Genomic DNA, 17,037 nt, shown 5'->3' on the forward strand with positions numbered 1-17,037 from the left:
ATGCCGCGTTAGAGTCTTGTTCGCCGGCCGGTTAAACTCGGCGGGTCGCGCCCCGCGCGCCCCTCCCCACTCCTGTTTCAAAGCATGCACACGGTTGTCTTCGGCTGGTTCGGCATCTCCGCCGTCTGGTTCCTCCTTCTCTTCTGGCGTCTCGTGCAGGCGATGCTGCCCGGCGGCGGCGGGCTCGCCGGCCGCGGTTCGATCCGCCTGTGGCTCGGCTTCGCCGCGGTGTTCGTTGCAAGCTGCACGCTGACGAGCCCGCTGTCGGGCCCCGACACGAATGCGCTCGGCCATGCGTTCTCGGCCGGCTTCGCACACGTGCTCGGCCCGATCGGCACGCCGGTCGCGATGGTCGTGCTGTTCCTGGCCGGGCTGCCCTGGCTGACCGGCATTGGCTGGCGGCAGTTCTCCGCGTGGGTCGACACGTCGTTCGGCGTCAAGCTGTCGCGCGACGGCGGCGACGACGACGCGCGCGGCATCGCCGACCTGCCGCGCAGCGCGCTGCATCGCGACGACGACATCGTGCAGCCGACCACCGCGCATACCGTCAACTCGATGGCGCCGCGCCAGAACGGCCGGTATTCGCGCCCGACGCTGTGGAAACCCGACCCGCAGGCGCGGCCGAAGCCGCGCAGCAAGACACCCGCGCGTCCGCTCACGGAGCCCGTCGCGCCGTCGGGCTGGCTGAAGCCGACCGCGACCCAGCGCGTGCCGGCACCGCCCGCGCCGATCCCGGCCAGCGCGATGCCGCCCCCCACGACCGGCAGCACCGCCAGCCTCGCGCGCGCGGCGGCGAACACGCACGTGCCGCGCCCCGATCCGGCCCCGCTTCCTGTCGGATTCGAACCCGTCCGGCCGCGGCCGACTGCCGTGCGACCGGCCACCGCTGCGTTGAAGCAGGCTGCGCCGCGCGCTACGGTCACACCGCGGCCGGCCAGCGCGCCGCCGCCCCGCCCGCCCGTGCGCCCGGTCGCTGGAACGGCTGCGGCCAGCCTGCCGCCGGACACGGCGCGCCGCCGTCCGTCGCCGCAAACGCCGGCGCGTGCGCCGCTCTATGCATGGACGGAAAAGCCCGCGGCGCCGATCACGCCGGCGCCGAGCGTTCACGACACGTTGCGTTCGATCGAGGCCAGCACTGCGCAATGGGCCACGCTGGGCGGTGCACAGGCGGCCAATGCGGCTGCCGCAGCCGCAACCGCGGCCGGTGTGGCGACGGCCGCGGGCAGCATTGCCGCGCCGGCATCGGCAGCCGCGTCGAACGGGTTTGCCCCGGCAACGCACGGCATCGCGGCCCATGACGCCGGTACGCCGATCGAACACGATGCAGCACCGGCGTACGACGACAGCGCGCCGATCGTGCTGGACGCGTTCATGCCGGCAGAACCCGCTATCCACGTGTCGATTGCCGATTGGGGCGCCACGGCGCTCGACGACGCCGCACCGCGCACGCTGTCGAACCCCGGCATCGACGAGGCCGCGTCGGCACATCACACCGACCACCCGATCCCGCACGTCGACGAGGCACCCTCCGCGCCGGCATTCGGAATCACGCCCGCACCGTCGCCGGACGCGCCCGTCGACCTCGCTCCGTGGGAAGACGTCGACAGCACGCCGGTTTCCGCATTCGACGTATCGACCGGGAACGGACTTACCTTGCCGACGACGCACGCGACGGAATCCGGGCCTGCCCATGCCGCCTCCGTGCAACCGGACGGCGAAGCGGCTCACGACATCACTGCAAGCGAACCGGCTGCGCCAGTCGATTCCGACGACGAGTACGACGCGCAACCGGCTCCTGCCATCGATCGCCCCGCATCGGCCCGTATGCCGCAGGGTGTCGCCGATGCGCACACCGACGTAAAACCGGCCGGGGGCATCGCGCCGTTCGCTGCCCTCCCCTCTTCGTCGATCGCCGCAACGTCGGCGCATGCAATTTCCGAGGCCATGCCGCTTGCGGCAGTGTCGGCACTGGCTGCATCGAGTACCGCAGCGCAAGCGGCCAAACCGGTCGCGACGGAACCTGCGGCACCGCTGTTCGCGATCGCACCAGGCGCCACGCCCGCGACGGATTGGGCGCGGACGCCGTCGACTCCGCCGATGGTGCAACCTGCGGCGACCAATACGGCCGTCTCCGCGGAATTGCCAAAATCGTCGGCAGTTCAACCGTTTGCCGCAGCACCGATGGCGCCGGCCGCCGCTGCGTCGCCGCTCGTCGGCACCGCCCATGGTTCGACTGCGCAAGCACCCGCGTCCGCATCGAGCATTGCACCTGTCACCGCTGCGGGTGCATCTGTCGGCGTGACCGGCACGGCATCCGCTTCGCTTTCGCAGCCGGCCACATCGACATCGACCGTTACATCCGTCGCGTCGGCGGCGCCGGCCGGTGTCACGGGATTGACTTACGGTTCGTTCACCCGCGCGTCGACGCCCGCCTCAACCGTTGCGCCCGCAGTCGCACCGTCGATAACCGGCGCTTCGGCTTCGGCAGCCGGTTCGACCGCTAACGAGCCCGCACCGGCGGCAACTCCGGCAACCGCTACCGCGACGCCCGTGAATTTCACGTCCGGCTCGATCGCGGCACAGCCGTCCGCGCCCGTTTCGACGCTTCCGATCAACACGGAAATCTCGTCGACCGGCACGGCATTCAACGCAGCCGGCACATCCAGCGCATTCGCACCGCAGCCGGCAGCCAGCTTGCCTGTACCGCCTGCCGCTTCGGTCGTGACGACAACGCCCACCGGCGCAGTCGCCCCGATAAGCACGGCCCCGGCGACTTCCGCTCCCCCGGTCACCAGCTCGCCTGTCACCGCAGTCGGATCGCTGGCATCCATCGGTGCAACAACCGCGATGCAGGCTCCGTCGATCGCTTCCGCACCCGCCGCAATCGCAACCCCGACGTTCGTAACGCCGCCCGCCCCCGCCGCATCGCCGGCGAGCTGGTCCGTGTCGAATGTCTCCGCAACACCGGTTGCCGCACCGGCCACAGCCTCGCAGCCGCCGGCAACCATCCCCGGGGCGGGCCTGCCCACGCCGGCGACTCCCGTTGCCCCGCCAGCCTACGCAACCGCCACCGAGACAACCGAACCGGCCGAGCCGGCCGCAGCCGCCCCCGACACCCCGGTGCGCCAGCCGCGCCCGAACGCGTTCGAATTCCACGCGCCGGTGGCGTTCAACGTCGAACTGCCGACGCTCGACCTGCTCGAGCCCGCGTCCGACGACGTCGAAATGATCACCGAGGAACACCTCGCCCAGACGGCGCAGGTGATCGAACAGCGGCTGCAGGAATTCAAGGTGCCGGTGACGGTCGTCGGCGCGTCGGCCGGCCCCGTGATCACGCGCTTCGAGATCGAACCCGCGCTCGGCGTGCGCGGCAGCCAGATCGTCGGCCTGATGAAGGATCTGTCGCGCGGCCTCGGCCTCACGTCGGTCCGCGTCGTCGAGACGATTCCCGGCAAGACCTGCATGGGCCTCGAATTGCCCAACGCGAAGCGCCAGATGATCCGCCTGTCGGAAATTCTTGCCTCGCGCGAGTATCAGCATTCGCCGTCGCAACTGACGATCGCGATGGGCAAGGACATCACGGGCCGTCCGGTCGTCACCGATCTCGCGAAGGCGCCGCACATGCTCGTCGCGGGCACGACGGGCTCGGGCAAGTCGGTCGCGATCAACGCGATGATCCTGTCGCTGCTGTACAAGGCGACGCCCGAGGACGTGCGGCTGATCATGATCGACCCGAAGATGCTGGAACTGTCGGTCTACGAAGGCATCCCGCACCTGCTCGCGCCGGTCGTCACCGACATGAAGCTCGCGGCGAACGCGCTGAACTGGTGCGTCGGCGAAATGGAGAAGCGCTACCGGCTGATGTCGGCCGTCGGCGTGCGCAACCTTGCGGGCTTCAACCAGAAGATCCGCGACGCGGAAGCGAAGGAAAAGAAGATCGGCAACCCGTTCTCGCTGACGCCCGACGATCCGGAGCCGCTGTCGACGCTGCCGCTGATCGTGGTCGTGATCGACGAGCTGGCCGACCTGATGATGGTCGCCGGCAAGAAGATCGAGGAGCTGATCGCGCGCCTCGCGCAGAAGGCACGCGCGGCCGGCATCCACCTGATTCTCGCGACGCAGCGTCCGTCCGTCGACGTGATCACGGGCCTCATCAAGGCGAACATCCCTACGCGCGTCGCATTCCAGGTGTCGTCGAAGATCGACTCGCGCACGATTCTCGACCAGATGGGTGCCGAATCGCTGCTCGGGATGGGCGACATGCTGTTCCTGCCGCCGGGCACGGGTTATCCGCAGCGCGTGCACGGCGCGTTCGTCGCCGACGAGGAAGTGCACCGGATCGTCGAGTACCTGAAGCAGTTCGGCGAGCCGCAGTACGAGGAAGGGATCCTCGAGGGCCCTGCCGCCGACGGCGCGACGCAGGACCTGTTCGGCGAAGCGCCGGACGCGGAAGCCGATCCGCTGTACGACGAAGCCGTCGCGTTCGTCGTCCGCACGCGGCGCGCGTCGATTTCGTCGGTGCAGCGGCAGTTGCGCATCGGCTACAACCGCGCCGCGCGTCTCGTCGAGCAGATGGAAGCGGCCGGGCTCGTATCGGCGATGGGCATCAACGGCAGCCGCGAGGTGCTCGTCCCGGCCGCGGCCGACTGAGCACGGCGGCCGGCGCGGACACCCCGCACAATCGGCTGCCCCGGAACACGAAGGGCGCTGCATCGGCAGCGCCCTTTTTCATTTACTGCACCGGCACCAGCTTGAAGTCGACCGGCTTGCCGACCGCGACCTTGCGCGGATTCGCGCCGAGCTGCCCCGTTTCGACATCGCGACTGAACACGTAGAACGTGTCGCTGTCCTGGTTGCCGACGATCAGCCACTTGCCGGTCGGATCGATCAGGAACTCGCGCGGCGTCTTGCCGAGGCTCGACTGGCGGCCGACGTTCTTCAGCCGGCCATCGGCCTGGTTCACCGCGTAGATCACGAGGTCGTTCGCGTCGCCGCGGTTGCTCACGTACAGGAAACGACCGTCAGGCGACAGGTGGATCGCGCCGCCGCCGACCTTGCCCTTGAAGCCCGGCGCCGTCATCGGCACGGTCTCGACCGGCGTCAGCTTGCCGTCGTGGTAACCGAACACCTCGACCGACGCGTTGAGCTCGCTCGTCACGTACGCGAACCGGCCGTCAGCGCCGAACACCATGTGACGCGGGCCCGAGCCGGCCTTCACCGGCGTGTAGCGCGTGTCGGTCGGGCCGATCAGGCCGCGGCTGCCGTCCACCGTGTAGCGGTAGCCGTAGATCTTGTCCGCGCCGAGATCCTGCACGAACAGATAACGGCCGTCCGGCGAAAACACCGTCGAGTGCACGTGCGCGCCGTCCTGGCGGCCCTTCACGGGACCCGTGCCTTCATGGTGCACGGTCAGCACGGCCTGGCCGACCGCGCCGTCGTCGCGCAGCGGAAACACCGCGAAGCTGCCGCCCGGATCCGCCGCGACCGAGTAATTGGCCGTCACGAGATATTTGCCGTCCGGCGACAGCGCGAGATAGCAAGGATCGTTCCCTTCCGACGACACGCGGTCGATGAAGGTCAGCGCGCCCGTCTTCGCGTCGAAGCGGAATGCGCTGACGCCGCCGCGCTGCGTCGCCGGCCCGTCGTCGCCGGGCAGTTCGTTGACCGCGTAGACGGTGCGACCGTCGCGGCTCGGCAACAGGTACGACGGATTCACGGTCTTCGCCGACGACACGGGCGCGACGCTGCCGGTTTTCGTATCGAAGCGGTAAACATAGATCCCGTCGCTGCCGCCGCCCGTATAGGTGCCGACGAGCAGGTTGTAGACGCCGTCGGCCGCGGCGGGCGATTGCTGCGCAAATGCGTGGGTCGCGGACAGGGAGAGCACGATCGCGAAACCTTTCATCCAGTGAGCGAGCCTAAGCGGGAACCCTCGTGTCGAAGCGCGTGCGTCACGCTCGCGTAAACGGTTGGGCATTGAATCCTCCTTGCATCGAGTCGCTTCAAGTGTTGAGATAGGACGAAACGCCTGCCGTACCTGCGCTCCGCCGCCCGGCCGAGTATACGGGGCGGGGTGCCGGCACGTGAAGTTCGGCCGCCGCCGCCCGCATTGTGAACTCGAAACCAAGGATCGCCTGCCCATGCCCGCCCTGATCGAAGACTACGCCCTCGTCGGCGACGGCCACACCGCCGCGCTGATCGCGAAAGACGGCTCCGTCGACTGGCTGTGCTGGCCCCGCTTCGATTCGGGCGCCTGCTTCGCGGCGCTCGTCGGCACGCCCGAGCACGGCCGCTGGCTGCTCGCGCCGGCCGCCGACGCCGCGATCACGCACACGACCCGCCGCTATCGCGGCGACACGCTGATTCTCGAAACCGATTACGAAAGCGCCGACGGCGCCGTCACCGTGATCGACTTCATGCCGCCCGGCAACGGCTGGTCCGAACTCGTGCGGATCGTCGTCGGCCGCCACGGCACGATGAAGATGCGCATGGAACTCGTGCTGCGCTTCGACTACGGCTTCTCGGTCCCGTGGGTCACGCAACTGACCCGCGAGGACGGCATGAAGGCGATTGCCGGCCCCGATACCGTCGTGCTGCGCACACCGGTGCCGCTCGCCGGTAAAAACCTCCATACGCTCGCGGAATTCACGGTGAGCGCCGACGAGCGCGTGCCCTTCTCGCTCAGCTACGCGGCGTCGCACCTGCGGCTCCCGCCCGCGCGCGATCCGCTGTCGATGCTCGCGCGCACCGAGAACTACTGGCTCGAATGGTCGGGCCGCTGCCAGGTGCAGGGCCGCTACGCGCCCGCCGTGCGCCGTTCGCTGATCACGCTGAAGGCGCTCGCGTACGAGCCGACCGGCGGCGTCGTCGCGGCGCCGACCACGTCGCTGCCCGAGAAGATCGGCGGCAACCGCAACTGGGACTACCGCTATTGCTGGCTGCGCGACGCGACGATCACGCTGCTCGCGCTGATGCGCGGCGGCCACTACGACGAGGCGCGTGCGTGGCGCACGTGGCTCGGCCGCGTGATGGCCGGTTCGCCCGAGCAGATCCAGATCATGTACGGGATCGCCGGCGAACGCCGGCTGCCGGAAATGGAGCTCGACTGGCTGCCCGGCTATCAGGATTCGAAGCCGGTACGCATCGGCAACGGCGCCGCGAACCAGCTCCAGCTCGACGTGTTCGGCGAGGTGATGGCCGCGCTGCACCTCGCGCGCGTGGGCGGACTGCAGGCCGACGACACGGTCTGGTCCGTGCAGTGCGCGCTGCTCGACCATCTCGAGAAGATCTGGCGGGAACCCGACGAGGGCATCTGGGAAACGCGCGGCGGGCGCCGCCATTTCACGTTCTCGAAGGTGATGGCGTGGGTCGCGTTCGACCGCGCGATCAAGTCCGCGGAGATGTTCCGGCTGCCCGGCTCGCTCGACCGCTGGCGCACGCTGCGCGAGCAGATCCACGCCGACGTATGCGACAACGCATGGCATGAGGGCAAGCAGGCGTTTGCGCAGAGCTACGGCAGCGACGAACTCGACGCGAGCGTGCTGCTGATGCCGCTGCTCGGCTTCCTGCCGCCGGAAGACCCGCGCATCGTCGGCACGGTCGACGCGATCGAGCGGGAATTGCTGCACGACGGCCTCGTGATGCGCTACCGCACGACCGACTACGACGACGGCCTGCCGCCCGGCGAAGGCACGTTTATCGCGTGCAGCTTCTGGCTGGTCGACAACTACGCGCTGCTCGGCCGGATCGACGACGCGCACCGCCTGTTCAGCCGGCTGCTGGCGCTGTCGAACGACCTCGGGCTGCTCGCGGAGGAATACGACCCGGTCGCCGGGCGGCTCGTCGGCAACTTCCCGCAGGCGTTCTCGCACGTGGCGCTCGTCCATACCGCGATGAACCTGATGCACCACGAGGACGCGATGGCGCGCGCGGCCGGCCAGCCCGCGCCGGCGATGGCCACGGGGCGCTGAACGGGGGCGCGAGCGGCTTCTTCAGAGAACGTCAAATCGCAAAATTTTGATGAAAAATCGGGGAAATGTTGCATTGCACCACCCATCGTTGTCCGATATGATCGACGCGATTGTCCGGCTGCAGTGCAACATGGCCGGCCGCTGACCCCCACGGCACGCCGCGACGCCCCACGCCGCCCTTGCGCACCGTCCCCCACGCGGGAGTAGTCTGCATGCTTTACCAACTGCATGAATTCCAGCGGGCCATGCTGAGCCCGCTCACGGCCTGGGCCCAGGCCGCCTCCAAATCGTTCGCCAATCCGTCCAGCCCGTTCTCGCTGATGCCCGGCGCGACGCGGATGGCCGCCGCCTACGAACTGATGTACCGGCTCGGCAAGGATTACGAGAAGCCCGAATTCAACATTCATCAGATCGTCAAGGACGGCCACAACATCCCGATCGTCGAGCAGACGATCGTCGAGAAGCCGTTCTGCCGCCTGCTGCGTTTCAAGCGCTATTCGGACGACGCCGACGCCGTCACGCAACTGAAGGACGAGCCGGTCGTGCTGGTCTGCGCACCGCTGTCGGGCCACCACTCGACGCTGCTGCGCGACACCGTGCGCACGCTGCTGCAGGATCACAAGGTCTACATCACCGACTGGATCGACGCGCGGATGGTGCCGGTCGAGACCGGCCCGTTCCACCTGCACGACTACATCGCATACATCCAGGAATTCATCCGCCACATCGGCGCGCGCAACCTGCACGTGATCTCGGTGTGCCAGCCAACGGTGCCGGTGCTCGCGGCGATCTCGCTGATGGCGAGCCGCGGCGAGGAAACGCCGCTCACGATGACGATGATGGGCGGCCCGATCGACGCGCGCCGCAGCCCGACGTCGGTGAACTCGCTCGCGACGCAGCACTCGACCGCGTGGTTCGAGAACAACGTGATCCATACGGTGCCCGCGAACTATCCGGGCGAAGGCCGCCAGGTGTATCCGGGCTTCCTGCAGCACACGGGCTTCGTCGCGATGAACCCGGAACGGCACGCGCAATCGCACTGGGATTTCTACCAGAGCCTGCTGCGCGGCGACGAGGACGACGCCGAGGCGCACCGCCGCTTCTACGACGAGTACAACGCGGTGCTCGACATGGCCGCCGAGTATTACCTCGAAACGATCCGCGTCGTGTTCCAGGAATTCCGGCTGGCCGAGGGCACGTGGGATGTCGAAGGCGAACGCGTGCGTCCGCAGGACATCCAGCAGACCGCGCTGATGACGATCGAGGGCGAACTCGACGACATCTCGGGCAGCGGCCAGACGCACGTCGCGCACGAGCTGTGCACGGGCATCCCGCAAGACCAGCGCCGCAGCCTGACCGCCGAGAAGTGCGGTCACTACGGGATCTTCTCGGGCCGCCGCTGGCGCACGATCATCTATCCGCAGCTGCGCGACTTCATCCGCGAGCATGCGCCGGAACCGAAGCAGGGCGCGACGAAGGATCGTCCGGATGCGCCGGCGGCCACGACGCTCGCCGCCGTGCCGACCGTCGTCACGCCGGCCGAATCGCGCACCACCGCGGCGAAGCGCACGCGCACGAAGGCTCCGGCCACGGCCGCCGCTCCCGCCAAGGCCGCACCGGCCGCGAAACGCGCAAGCAGCAGCCCGCGCGCAAAAACCGTTCGCGCGCGCAAGGCCGCCTGACGCACCGCGTTCCGACGAAAAAACGCCGCCGTTGCCTGCGCACGGCGGCGTTTTTGCATCCGGCGGCCGCGAATCAGCGCATCAGCGCCGCAGCAGATACGCGAGCAGTACCTCGGTGTTCATCCGGACCATCTCCGCGCGCTCGTCGGTGTCGGTGAAGTCGCGGCCGAGCGTCGCGGCGAGCGTGAAGCGGTTCGATACGATGTAGTAGCCGAGCCCCGACAGCGTCACGTAGAAGCGCAGCGGATCGACGTCGGTGCGAAACAGCCCGGCCTTCTGGCCGCGCGTCAGCACGTTGCCGAGCTTCGCGACGATCGGCGACATCATCTCGCGGATCCGCGTCGACTTGTGCAGGTAGCGCGCTTCGTGCAGGTTCTCGTTGTTGATGAGCCTGAGCAATTCCGGATGGTCGCGGTAGTAGTCCCAAACGAAATGCGCGAGCCGCGTGACCGCTTCGACCGGCGCGACGCCGTCGAGATCGAGCACGCGCTCGGCCTCGGTCAGCGCGGAGAACGCGTGTTCGAGCACGGCCGTAAACAGCTGCTCCTTGCTGCCGAAGTAGTAATAGAGCATGCGCTCGTTGGTTTCGGCCCGGCGCGCGATCTGATCGACACGCGCGCCGAACAACCCGCCACTCGCGAACTCTTCGGCTGCCGCCATCAGGATGCGGCGGCGCGTACCTTCAGGATCTCTTTTGATTTTTGGCTGATTCATGTGGCGTTTTGCTATGTGAGCCGCGTGATCCGGACCGGCACCCCCACTGCCTCGGCGCCGGCCGCCCTGGAACGGGCGCGCCGCGTGCGGCCGCCCTCCTGCTGAGCCCCTGCAAAAAAGCGGTTCGATTATGCGCACAGACGGCGTCCAGCGCAATGCGGGAAATCGGCGATAATCGAGCTTTGGCAAACCTTTCCGGCCGCGCCCGACGCGGCCGAGAGCCATTCGGCGCCGCTGCGCCCGTTGTCACCGTGACCGACTCCAAAACACTTGCGGATCGCATCGAAGATCTGCTGCCCCAGACGCAATGCACGAAGTGCGGCTACAACGGCTGCCGTCCGTACGCCGAGGCGATCGCCGCCGGCGATGCGAACTACAACCAGTGTCCGCCCGGCGGCGCCGAAGGCATCGCACGCCTCGCGGGCCTGCTCGGCAAGCCGGTGATTCCGCTGAACCCCGTCAACGGCAGCGAGCATCCGCGCGCGGTCGCATTCATCGATGAAAGCCTGTGCATCGGCTGCACGCTGTGCATGCAGGCATGCCCGGTCGATGCGATCGTCGGCGCACCGAAGCAGATGCACACGATCATCGAGTCGCTGTGCACGGGCTGCGACCTGTGCGTGCCGCCCTGCCCCGTCGACTGCATCGCGATGCTGCCCGTGACCGGCGATCGCACGGGCTGGGACGCGTGGTCGCAACAGCAGGCGGATGCCGCGCGCGAACACCATGACCTGCGGCTCGCCCGCCAGCGCCGCGAACGCGAGGCCGCCGAAGCGCGCGCCGCCGCACGCCGCGCGGCCAGTGTCGCGAAGCCCGCAGCGGGACAACCCGACACGCCACCCGGAACGCAGCCCGATCCGCAGCCCGGCGCGCCGGCCATCGCACCGGCCGCCGAGGACGCCGATGCGAAGAAACGCGCGATCATCGCCGCCGCGCTCGAACGCGCACGCAAGAAGAAGGAAGAACTCTCCGGGCAGGGCGCCGGGCCGAAGAACACCGAAGGCGTGAGCGCGGCCGTCCAGGCGCAGATCGACGCGGCAGAGGCCCGCCGCAAACGAGTTGCCGAACAGCAGGCGCAGCGCGACGCCGAAGCCGCGGCGACGGGTCGCAACGGCAACGACAGCGACGCAGGCAACGACGACCAAGGCGGCCCGTCCGCGCCGCCCGACCACAACACTCCATGAACGCCAGCAAACGACGCGCGATCTACGAAACGCTGCAGAGCCTCAATCCGCATCCGACCACCGAGCTCGAATACACGTCGCCGTTCGAGTTGCTGATCGCCGTGATGCTGTCCGCGCAGGCGACCGACGTGTCGGTCAACAAGGCGATGCGGAAGATGTTTCCGATCGCGAACACCCCGCGACAAATCGTCGCGCTGGGTGAGGAAGGCGTTACCGAGTACATCAAGACGATCGGTCTTTACCGCACCAAGGCGAAGAGCGTGGTCGCGACGTGCCGAATCCTGCTCGACCAGTACGACGGCGAGGTGCCGGCCGATCGCGAAGCGCTCGAAAGCCTGCCCGGCGTCGGCCGCAAGACCGCGAACGTCGTGCTGAACACCGCGTTCGGCCAGCCGACGATCGCGGTCGACACGCATATCTTCCGGGTCGCGAATCGCACGGGACTCGCGCCGGGCAAGGACGTGCGGGCCGTCGAGGCCGCGCTCGAGAAGTTCACGCCGAAGGAATTCCTGCAGGACGCGCATCACTGGCTGATCCTGCACGGGCGCTATGTGTGCAAGGCGCGCAAGCCCGAATGCTGGCACTGCGCGATCGAGCCGCTGTGCGAATTCAGGCCGAAGACGCCGCCGCCCAACGAGTAAGCATCAGGCACGGCTGAAACGCGCGAAGCCTGTCCGACGGAGCCCGGCCTGCAGGCTCCCCGTTCCCCTCCCCGACTACGCGTTGGACGTCGCGGTGGCATCGTCGGCCGCCGCGCCGCCCGCGCGCACGAGCGCCAGTACGGCCGCGAGGATCGCGACGCCGCCCGCCCACTGCAGCGGCGACAGCGCTTCACCGAACAGCAGCGCGGCGAGCGCGACCGTCACGACCGGTTCGAGCGTCGACAGCATCGACGTGCGCGCGGCCCCGAGCCGCTCGAGCCCGGCGAAGAACGCGAGCATCGCCGCGACCGTCGACACGAGCGCAATGGCGAGCATCGACGCCCAGCCGCCGGCCGTCGCGGGCCAGCGCGGCGGCGCGCCGAACGCCGCGGTCCGCACGACGGCGATCGCCACCAGCGTCGCGGTCGCCGACAGGCAGATGATCGCGGTGGTCGCGAGCGGATCGACGCCGCGCGTCGCCTTGGTGCCGCCGACGATGTACAGCGAATAGATCACCGCGGCGGCCAGCGCGAGCGCGATCCCGAGCGGCTCGCCGTGCCCGCCGCCGACCATCAGCGCCGAGCCCGCGACGCACAGCACGAGCGCGACGGCCTTCGCGCGCGTGAGACGCTCGCCGAGCCACCACGCAGCCAGCAGCGTGACGAAGGCCGGATACAGGTACAGCAGCAACGCCACGAGGCTCGCCTGCGCGTGCTGCAGCGCGCTGAAATAACAGAACGACTGCCCGACGTAGCCGAGCGCGCCCATCGCCACCAGCGGTGCGAGTGCACGCCCGCGCGGCCACGCGACGCCGCGGTGCCGCGCGATCGCGGCGAGCACCGCACCGCCGATCGCGAAGCGCACGATCAGCAGCCCGAGCACGTCGACGCCGGCCGCATACGCGTAGCGGCCGAAGATCGCCATCGCGCCGAACGCGGCGGCGGACAGCGCGACGTAGAGCGTGCCCTGCAGGGCGGCGGACGATGAGCGGGCGGTGGCGGTCATGACGGGACGGGCGGGAACGGCACGGTAACGGGAATCGTCGGAGTGTAGCGGCGCGGCGGCCACGAGCCTAGCCCGCGCTTACCCGTCCGGTACGGCACGGGGTAGCCGCAGCCCGCCCCCGTCGCGCAAGCCCAAACCGCCACAGGCCGCCTCCAGCACCGTCCGCCGACCCGGCGTACAATGCGCGACGCGGCATGACGCCGCCCGAATCACGACGTTCCCCCACCATGTTCAATCCAAGCCGCGACGAAGTGCGTCGCTTTTTCACCGAGACCTGGCGCAAGCAGCGCGCGGGCGAGATCCTGACGCCGCTGGAAGCGATCGCAGCCGACTGGATCGTCGAGCATCCCGAATACCACGCCGAACTCGACGATGCCGACGGCGCGGCCGCGCGCAACTACACGCCCGAGGAAGGTCGCACGAACCCGTTCCTGCACCTGTCGATGCACCTCGCGATCAGCGAGCAGTTGTCGATCGACCAGCCGCCCGGCATCCGCGCCGCGCACGACAAGCTGGCGGCGAAGCTCGACTCGACCCACGATGCGCAGCACGCGATCATGGAATGCCTCGGCGAGACGATCTGGGAAGCGCAGCGCACCAACACGCCGCCCGATACCGACGCGTACCTGCAGCGCATCCTGCGCCGCGCGTCGCGCGACTGAGCGCCGCGGACAAAAAAATACCCCGCCGAGGCGGGGTATTTTTGCTGCGCGGGCCGGCTGGGCCCGTCGCGCTTACTTCTTGAATACGAGGTCGGTCTCTTTCAGCGATTCGATGTAGGACGCGATGTCCTTCATGTCGCTGACCGACAGGCTCTGCACCTGCGCCTGCATGATCGCGTTGTTGCGACCGAGCAGCGGGTTCGTCAGGCCCATCTGGTACTGGCGCATCGCCCACACGAGGTAGTCGGCATGCTGGCCGGCGAGGCGCGGATATTCGGCGTTGATCGGCTTGTTCATCTGCGCGCCGTGGCAGGCGGCGCAGTTGTGCGATTCGACCAGTTCCTTGCCCTTCGTGGCGTCCGCCGCGTGCGCGGTACCGATCGCGAGGCCGGCCGCCAGTGCAACCGCCGCCGTCTTGAATGCGTTGTTCATGAATGCTCCTGTCCCGCCGGCGAGATCGGCGGCGCGCGCTTACTTGTAGGGATTGTCCTTCGAGTCGGCCTTCTGGGCGGCGTAGTAGGCCGCCAGATCCGCGATGTCCTGGTCCGTCAGCGAACCGGCGACCGCATTCATCGACGGGAAGTGACGATCCTTCTTGCGGTAGGCCTTCAGCGCGTTCTCGAGGTATTGCTGGTTCTGGCCGCCGAGGACGGGCACCCGGTAGACCTCCGGGTAAGCCGTGCGGTAGTCCTGGATGCCGTGGCAGCCGATGCACATGGCGACCTTGCTCGCCCCGTCCTTCGGGTTGCCGACCACACCGGCCGCCTGCGCGCTGCCCGCGAGCGCCACGAGCGCTGCGACAACGACGTGTTTGCCGACGAATTTGTTCATAGCTCTTGTAACCTAGCTTGAGGGGAAACTGGCGCCAAAGCGGCAACGGCCCGCGCCGTATTGCTTATCGGATCGCCACGCAGGCCAAAAAAAACGGCCAGATTGTACCGCGTCGGCGGGGAACGCGTCCATAAGACGCCCCGGTTCGCCCCGCCACAGCCCTGCAACGATACGCGGGCGCGGCCCAACCGGACAGCCCTTCTGACTTATACTGGGTTTTTTTCCCGATGAAGAAGAGCGCCGCCATGCGTTTCGAAGGGTCCTCGCACTACGTCGCCACCGACGATCTGAAGCTCGCGGTCAATGCCGCGCTGACGCTGCAACGCCCGCTGCTGATCAAGGGCGAGCCCGGCACCGGCAAGACCATGCTCGCCGAGGAAGTGGCCGCCGCGCTCGACATGCCGCTGCTGCAGTGGCACATCAAGTCGACGACGAAGGCACAACAGGGCCTGTACGAATACGACGCCGTCTCGCGGCTGCGCGACTCGCAGCTCGGTGACGAGCGTGTGAAGGATATCTCGAATTACATCGTCAAGGGCGTGCTGTGGCAGGCATTCGATGCCGAGCACCCGAGCGTGCTGCTGATCGACGAGATCGACAAGGCCGACATCGAATTCCCGAACGACCTGCTGCGCGAGCTCGACCGGATGGAATTCCACGTGTACGAGACGCGCGAGACCGTGCGCGCGAAACACCGCCCGCTCGTCATCATCACGTCGAACAACGAGAAGGAACTGCCCGACGCGTTCCTGCGCCGCTGCTTCTTCCACTACATCCAGTTCCCCGACCCGTCGACGATGCAGAAGATCGTCGCGGTCCACTTCCCGGACATCCGCGAGGAGCTGCTGCGCGCGGCGCTCGAGAGTTTCTTCGAATTGCGCGGCGTGTCGGGCCTGAAGAAGAAGCCGTCGACGTCCGAGCTGCTCGACTGGCTGAAGCTGCTGCTCGCCGAGAACATCCCGGCCGACGCGCTGCGCGGCGCGGACGCGAAGCAGATCGTGCCGCCGCTCGCGGGCGCGCTGCTGAAGAACGAGCAGGACCTGAGCCTGCTCGAACGGCTCGTCTACATGAACCGGCACAACCGGTAATCCTCCCCCACCCGCGAAGGCCCGGCCATGCTGCTCAATTTCTTCTACGCGCTGCGCGCAGCCAAGCTGCCCGTCTCGGTGAAGGAATACCTGACGCTGCTCGAATCGCTGAAGGCCGGGCTGATCTCGCCGTCGATCGACGCGTTCTACTTCCTCGCGCGGATGACGCTCGTCAAGGACGAGCAGTACTTCGACAAGTTCGACCAGGCGTTCGGCGCGTATTTCCACGGCGTGTCCGCGCTGCCGTCCGAAGCGTTCGACATTCCGCTCGACTGGCTCGAGAAGCGCCTCGAGCGCGAGCTGTCGCCGGAGGAAAAGGCGCAGATCGAAGCGATGGGCGGGCTCGACAAGCTGATGGAGCGTTTGAAGGCACTGCTCGACGAGCAGAAGGAACGCCACGAAGGCGGCAACAAGTGGATCGGCACCGGCGGCACGTCGCCGTTCGGGCACGGCGGCTTCAACCCGGAAGGCGTGCGCATCGGCGGCCCGTCGAACGGCAACCGCACCGCGGTGAAGGTGTGGGAAGCACGCGCATACCGCGACTACGACGATTCCGTCGAGATCGGCACGCGCAACATCAAGGTCGCGCTGCGCCGGCTGCGCCGCTTCGCGCGCGAAGGCGCCGCCGAGGAACTCGACCTGCCCGGCACGATCCGCAGCACGGCCGCGAACGCGGGCTGGCTCGACCTGCGGATGGTGCCCGAGCGCCACAACAACGTGAAGGTGCTGATGCTGCTCGACGTCGGCGGCTCGATGGACGACCACATCAAGCGCACCGAAGAGCTGTTCTCGGCCGCGAAGGCCGAATTCAAGCACCTGGAATTCTTCTACTTCCACAACTGCGTGTACGACCACCTGTGGAAGAACAACCGCCGCCGCCACTCGGAACGCACCGCGACGTGGGACGTGCTGCACAAGTTCACGCCCGACTACAAGCTGATCTTCGTCGGCGACGCGACGATGAGCCCGTACGAAGTGCTGCAGCCCGGCGGCTCGGTCGAATACAACAACCCGGAAGCCGGCGCCGTGTGGCTGCGCCGCCTCGCCGACCAGTTCCCCCATCATGCATGGCTGAACCCCGAGCCCGAGCGGCTATGGGAATACCGGCAGTCGGTCGCGGTCATCCGCGACCTGCTCGGCCATCGCATGTATCCGCTCACGCTCGCGGGCCTCGAAACCGCGATGCGCGCACTCAGCAAATAACGCAACCCACCAGCAGACACGCAGGCCGCGTCCGAGCGGCCTCCCCCCGGAGATAGC

General features: G+C 68.1%; 13 protein-coding genes. 8 read left to right on the top strand and 5 right to left on the bottom strand.

Annotated elements, in window-relative coordinates; genetic code table 11:
• Positions 1-84: 84 nt before the first annotated feature.
• Positions 85-4,650, top strand: a complete 4,566-nt coding sequence (locus tag ACN22W_RS13010; RefSeq protein WP_419684721.1) for a DNA translocase FtsK — start codon at positions 85-87, stop codon at positions 4,648-4,650.
• A gap of 82 nt (positions 4,651-4,732) precedes the next feature.
• Here the strand turns inward: ACN22W_RS13010 and ACN22W_RS13015 are convergent, their stop codons facing one another.
• On the bottom strand, positions 4,733-5,977 hold the full coding sequence (locus tag ACN22W_RS13015; RefSeq protein WP_419684723.1) for a lactonase family protein: 1,245 nt from the start codon (positions 5,975-5,977) through the stop codon (positions 4,733-4,735).
• Positions 5,978-6,140: 163 nt separating this feature from the next.
• Between ACN22W_RS13015 and ACN22W_RS13020 the strand changes: the two genes are divergently transcribed.
• Both ACN22W_RS13020 and ACN22W_RS13025 read left to right on the top strand, forming a co-directional pair.
• The gene (locus ACN22W_RS13020; protein ID WP_419684725.1) at positions 6,141-7,970 is read left to right on the top strand and encodes a glycoside hydrolase family 15 protein; all 1,830 of its coding nucleotides are present in this window, start codon (positions 6,141-6,143) and stop codon (positions 7,968-7,970) included.
• A gap of 212 nt (positions 7,971-8,182) precedes the next feature.
• Entirely contained in the window at positions 8,183-9,652 is a 1,470-nt protein-coding gene (locus ACN22W_RS13025; protein WP_419684727.1) for a polyhydroxyalkanoate depolymerase, read from the top strand.
• A gap of 81 nt (positions 9,653-9,733) precedes the next feature.
• Here ACN22W_RS13025 and ACN22W_RS13030 read toward each other — a convergent pair whose 3' ends face one another.
• On the bottom strand, positions 9,734-10,366 hold the full coding sequence (locus tag ACN22W_RS13030) for a TetR family transcriptional regulator (RefSeq protein ID WP_129512661.1): 633 nt from the start codon (positions 10,364-10,366) through the stop codon (positions 9,734-9,736).
• Between the two features lie 251 nt (positions 10,367-10,617).
• Here ACN22W_RS13030 and rsxB point away from each other — a divergent pair, with 251 nt between their 5' ends.
• Complete coding sequence (gene rsxB / locus ACN22W_RS13035) at positions 10,618-11,550, top strand: electron transport complex subunit RsxB (protein WP_419684729.1); 933 nt, start codon at positions 10,618-10,620, stop codon at positions 11,548-11,550.
• Positions 11,547-12,191, top strand: a complete 645-nt coding sequence (gene nth, locus ACN22W_RS13040; protein ID WP_419684731.1) for an endonuclease III — start codon at positions 11,547-11,549, stop codon at positions 12,189-12,191. The genes rsxB and nth overlap by 4 nt, the downstream gene beginning before the upstream one ends.
• Before the next feature lie 75 nt (positions 12,192-12,266).
• Here the strand turns inward: nth and ACN22W_RS13045 are convergent, their stop codons facing one another.
• Entirely contained in the window at positions 12,267-13,196 is a 930-nt protein-coding gene (locus ACN22W_RS13045) for a DMT family transporter (RefSeq protein ID WP_419684733.1), read from the bottom strand.
• Positions 13,197-13,390: 194 nt separating this feature from the next.
• Between ACN22W_RS13045 and ACN22W_RS13050 the strand changes: the two genes are divergently transcribed.
• Positions 13,391-13,858, top strand: a complete 468-nt coding sequence (locus ACN22W_RS13050) for a DUF1841 family protein (RefSeq protein ID WP_319022273.1) — start codon at positions 13,391-13,393, stop codon at positions 13,856-13,858.
• A 72-nt stretch (positions 13,859-13,930) separates the two neighbouring features.
• Here the strand turns inward: ACN22W_RS13050 and ACN22W_RS13055 are convergent, their stop codons facing one another.
• Together ACN22W_RS13055 and ACN22W_RS13060 are read right to left on the bottom strand one after the other, a co-directional pair.
• Positions 13,931-14,290 carry a c-type cytochrome gene (locus tag ACN22W_RS13055; RefSeq protein WP_048249238.1) on the bottom strand — a complete coding sequence of 120 codons (360 nt, stop codon included), beginning with the start codon at positions 14,288-14,290 and terminating at the stop codon, positions 13,931-13,933.
• A gap of 39 nt (positions 14,291-14,329) precedes the next feature.
• Positions 14,330-14,689, bottom strand: a complete 360-nt coding sequence (locus ACN22W_RS13060; RefSeq protein ID WP_048249237.1) for a c-type cytochrome — start codon at positions 14,687-14,689, stop codon at positions 14,330-14,332.
• A gap of 245 nt (positions 14,690-14,934) precedes the next feature.
• Between ACN22W_RS13060 and ACN22W_RS13065 the strand changes: the two genes are divergently transcribed.
• Together ACN22W_RS13065 and ACN22W_RS13070 are read left to right on the top strand one after the other, a co-directional pair.
• Entirely contained in the window at positions 14,935-15,777 is an 843-nt protein-coding gene (locus ACN22W_RS13065) for an AAA family ATPase (protein WP_021158556.1), read from the top strand.
• Positions 15,778-15,804: 27 nt separating this feature from the next.
• Positions 15,805-16,980 (top strand): vWA domain-containing protein, encoded by a 1,176-nt coding sequence (locus tag ACN22W_RS13070; protein ID WP_193098802.1) that lies wholly within the window; start codon positions 15,805-15,807, stop codon positions 16,978-16,980.
• Positions 16,981-17,037: the final 57 nt, after the last annotated feature.

The organism is Burkholderia theae (assembly GCF_048565265.1).
GTDB lineage: Bacteria > Pseudomonadota > Gammaproteobacteria > Burkholderiales > Burkholderiaceae > Burkholderia > Burkholderia theae.

What these genes read in the sequence shown, in the direction of transcription:
- ACN22W_RS13030 (WP_129512661.1), bottom strand. Translation starts at nt 10,366, where the DNA reads ATGAATCAGCCAAAAATCAAAAGAGATCCTGAAGGTACGCGCCGCCGC.
- ACN22W_RS13065 (WP_021158556.1), top strand. Translation starts at nt 14,935, where the DNA reads ATGCGTTTCGAAGGGTCCTCGCACTACGTCGCCACCGACGATCTGAAG.
- ACN22W_RS13010 (WP_419684721.1), top strand. Translation starts at nt 85, where the DNA reads ATGCACACGGTTGTCTTCGGCTGGTTCGGCATCTCCGCCGTCTGGTTC.
- ACN22W_RS13050 (WP_319022273.1), top strand. Translation starts at nt 13,391, where the DNA reads ATGACGCCGCCCGAATCACGACGTTCCCCCACCATGTTCAATCCAAGC.
- ACN22W_RS13015 (WP_419684723.1), bottom strand. Translation starts at nt 5,977, where the DNA reads ATGCCCAACCGTTTACGCGAGCGTGACGCACGCGCTTCGACACGAGGG.
- ACN22W_RS13020 (WP_419684725.1), top strand. Translation starts at nt 6,141, where the DNA reads ATGCCCGCCCTGATCGAAGACTACGCCCTCGTCGGCGACGGCCACACC.
- ACN22W_RS13070 (WP_193098802.1), top strand. Translation starts at nt 15,805, where the DNA reads ATGCTGCTCAATTTCTTCTACGCGCTGCGCGCAGCCAAGCTGCCCGTC.
- ACN22W_RS13025 (WP_419684727.1), top strand. Translation starts at nt 8,183, where the DNA reads ATGCTTTACCAACTGCATGAATTCCAGCGGGCCATGCTGAGCCCGCTC.
- ACN22W_RS13055 (WP_048249238.1), bottom strand. Translation starts at nt 14,290, where the DNA reads ATGAACAACGCATTCAAGACGGCGGCGGTTGCACTGGCGGCCGGCCTC.
- nth (WP_419684731.1), top strand. Translation starts at nt 11,547, where the DNA reads ATGAACGCCAGCAAACGACGCGCGATCTACGAAACGCTGCAGAGCCTC.
- ACN22W_RS13045 (WP_419684733.1), bottom strand. Translation starts at nt 13,196, where the DNA reads ATGACCGCCACCGCCCGCTCATCGTCCGCCGCCCTGCAGGGCACGCTC.
- ACN22W_RS13060 (WP_048249237.1), bottom strand. Translation starts at nt 14,689, where the DNA reads ATGAACAAATTCGTCGGCAAACACGTCGTTGTCGCAGCGCTCGTGGCG.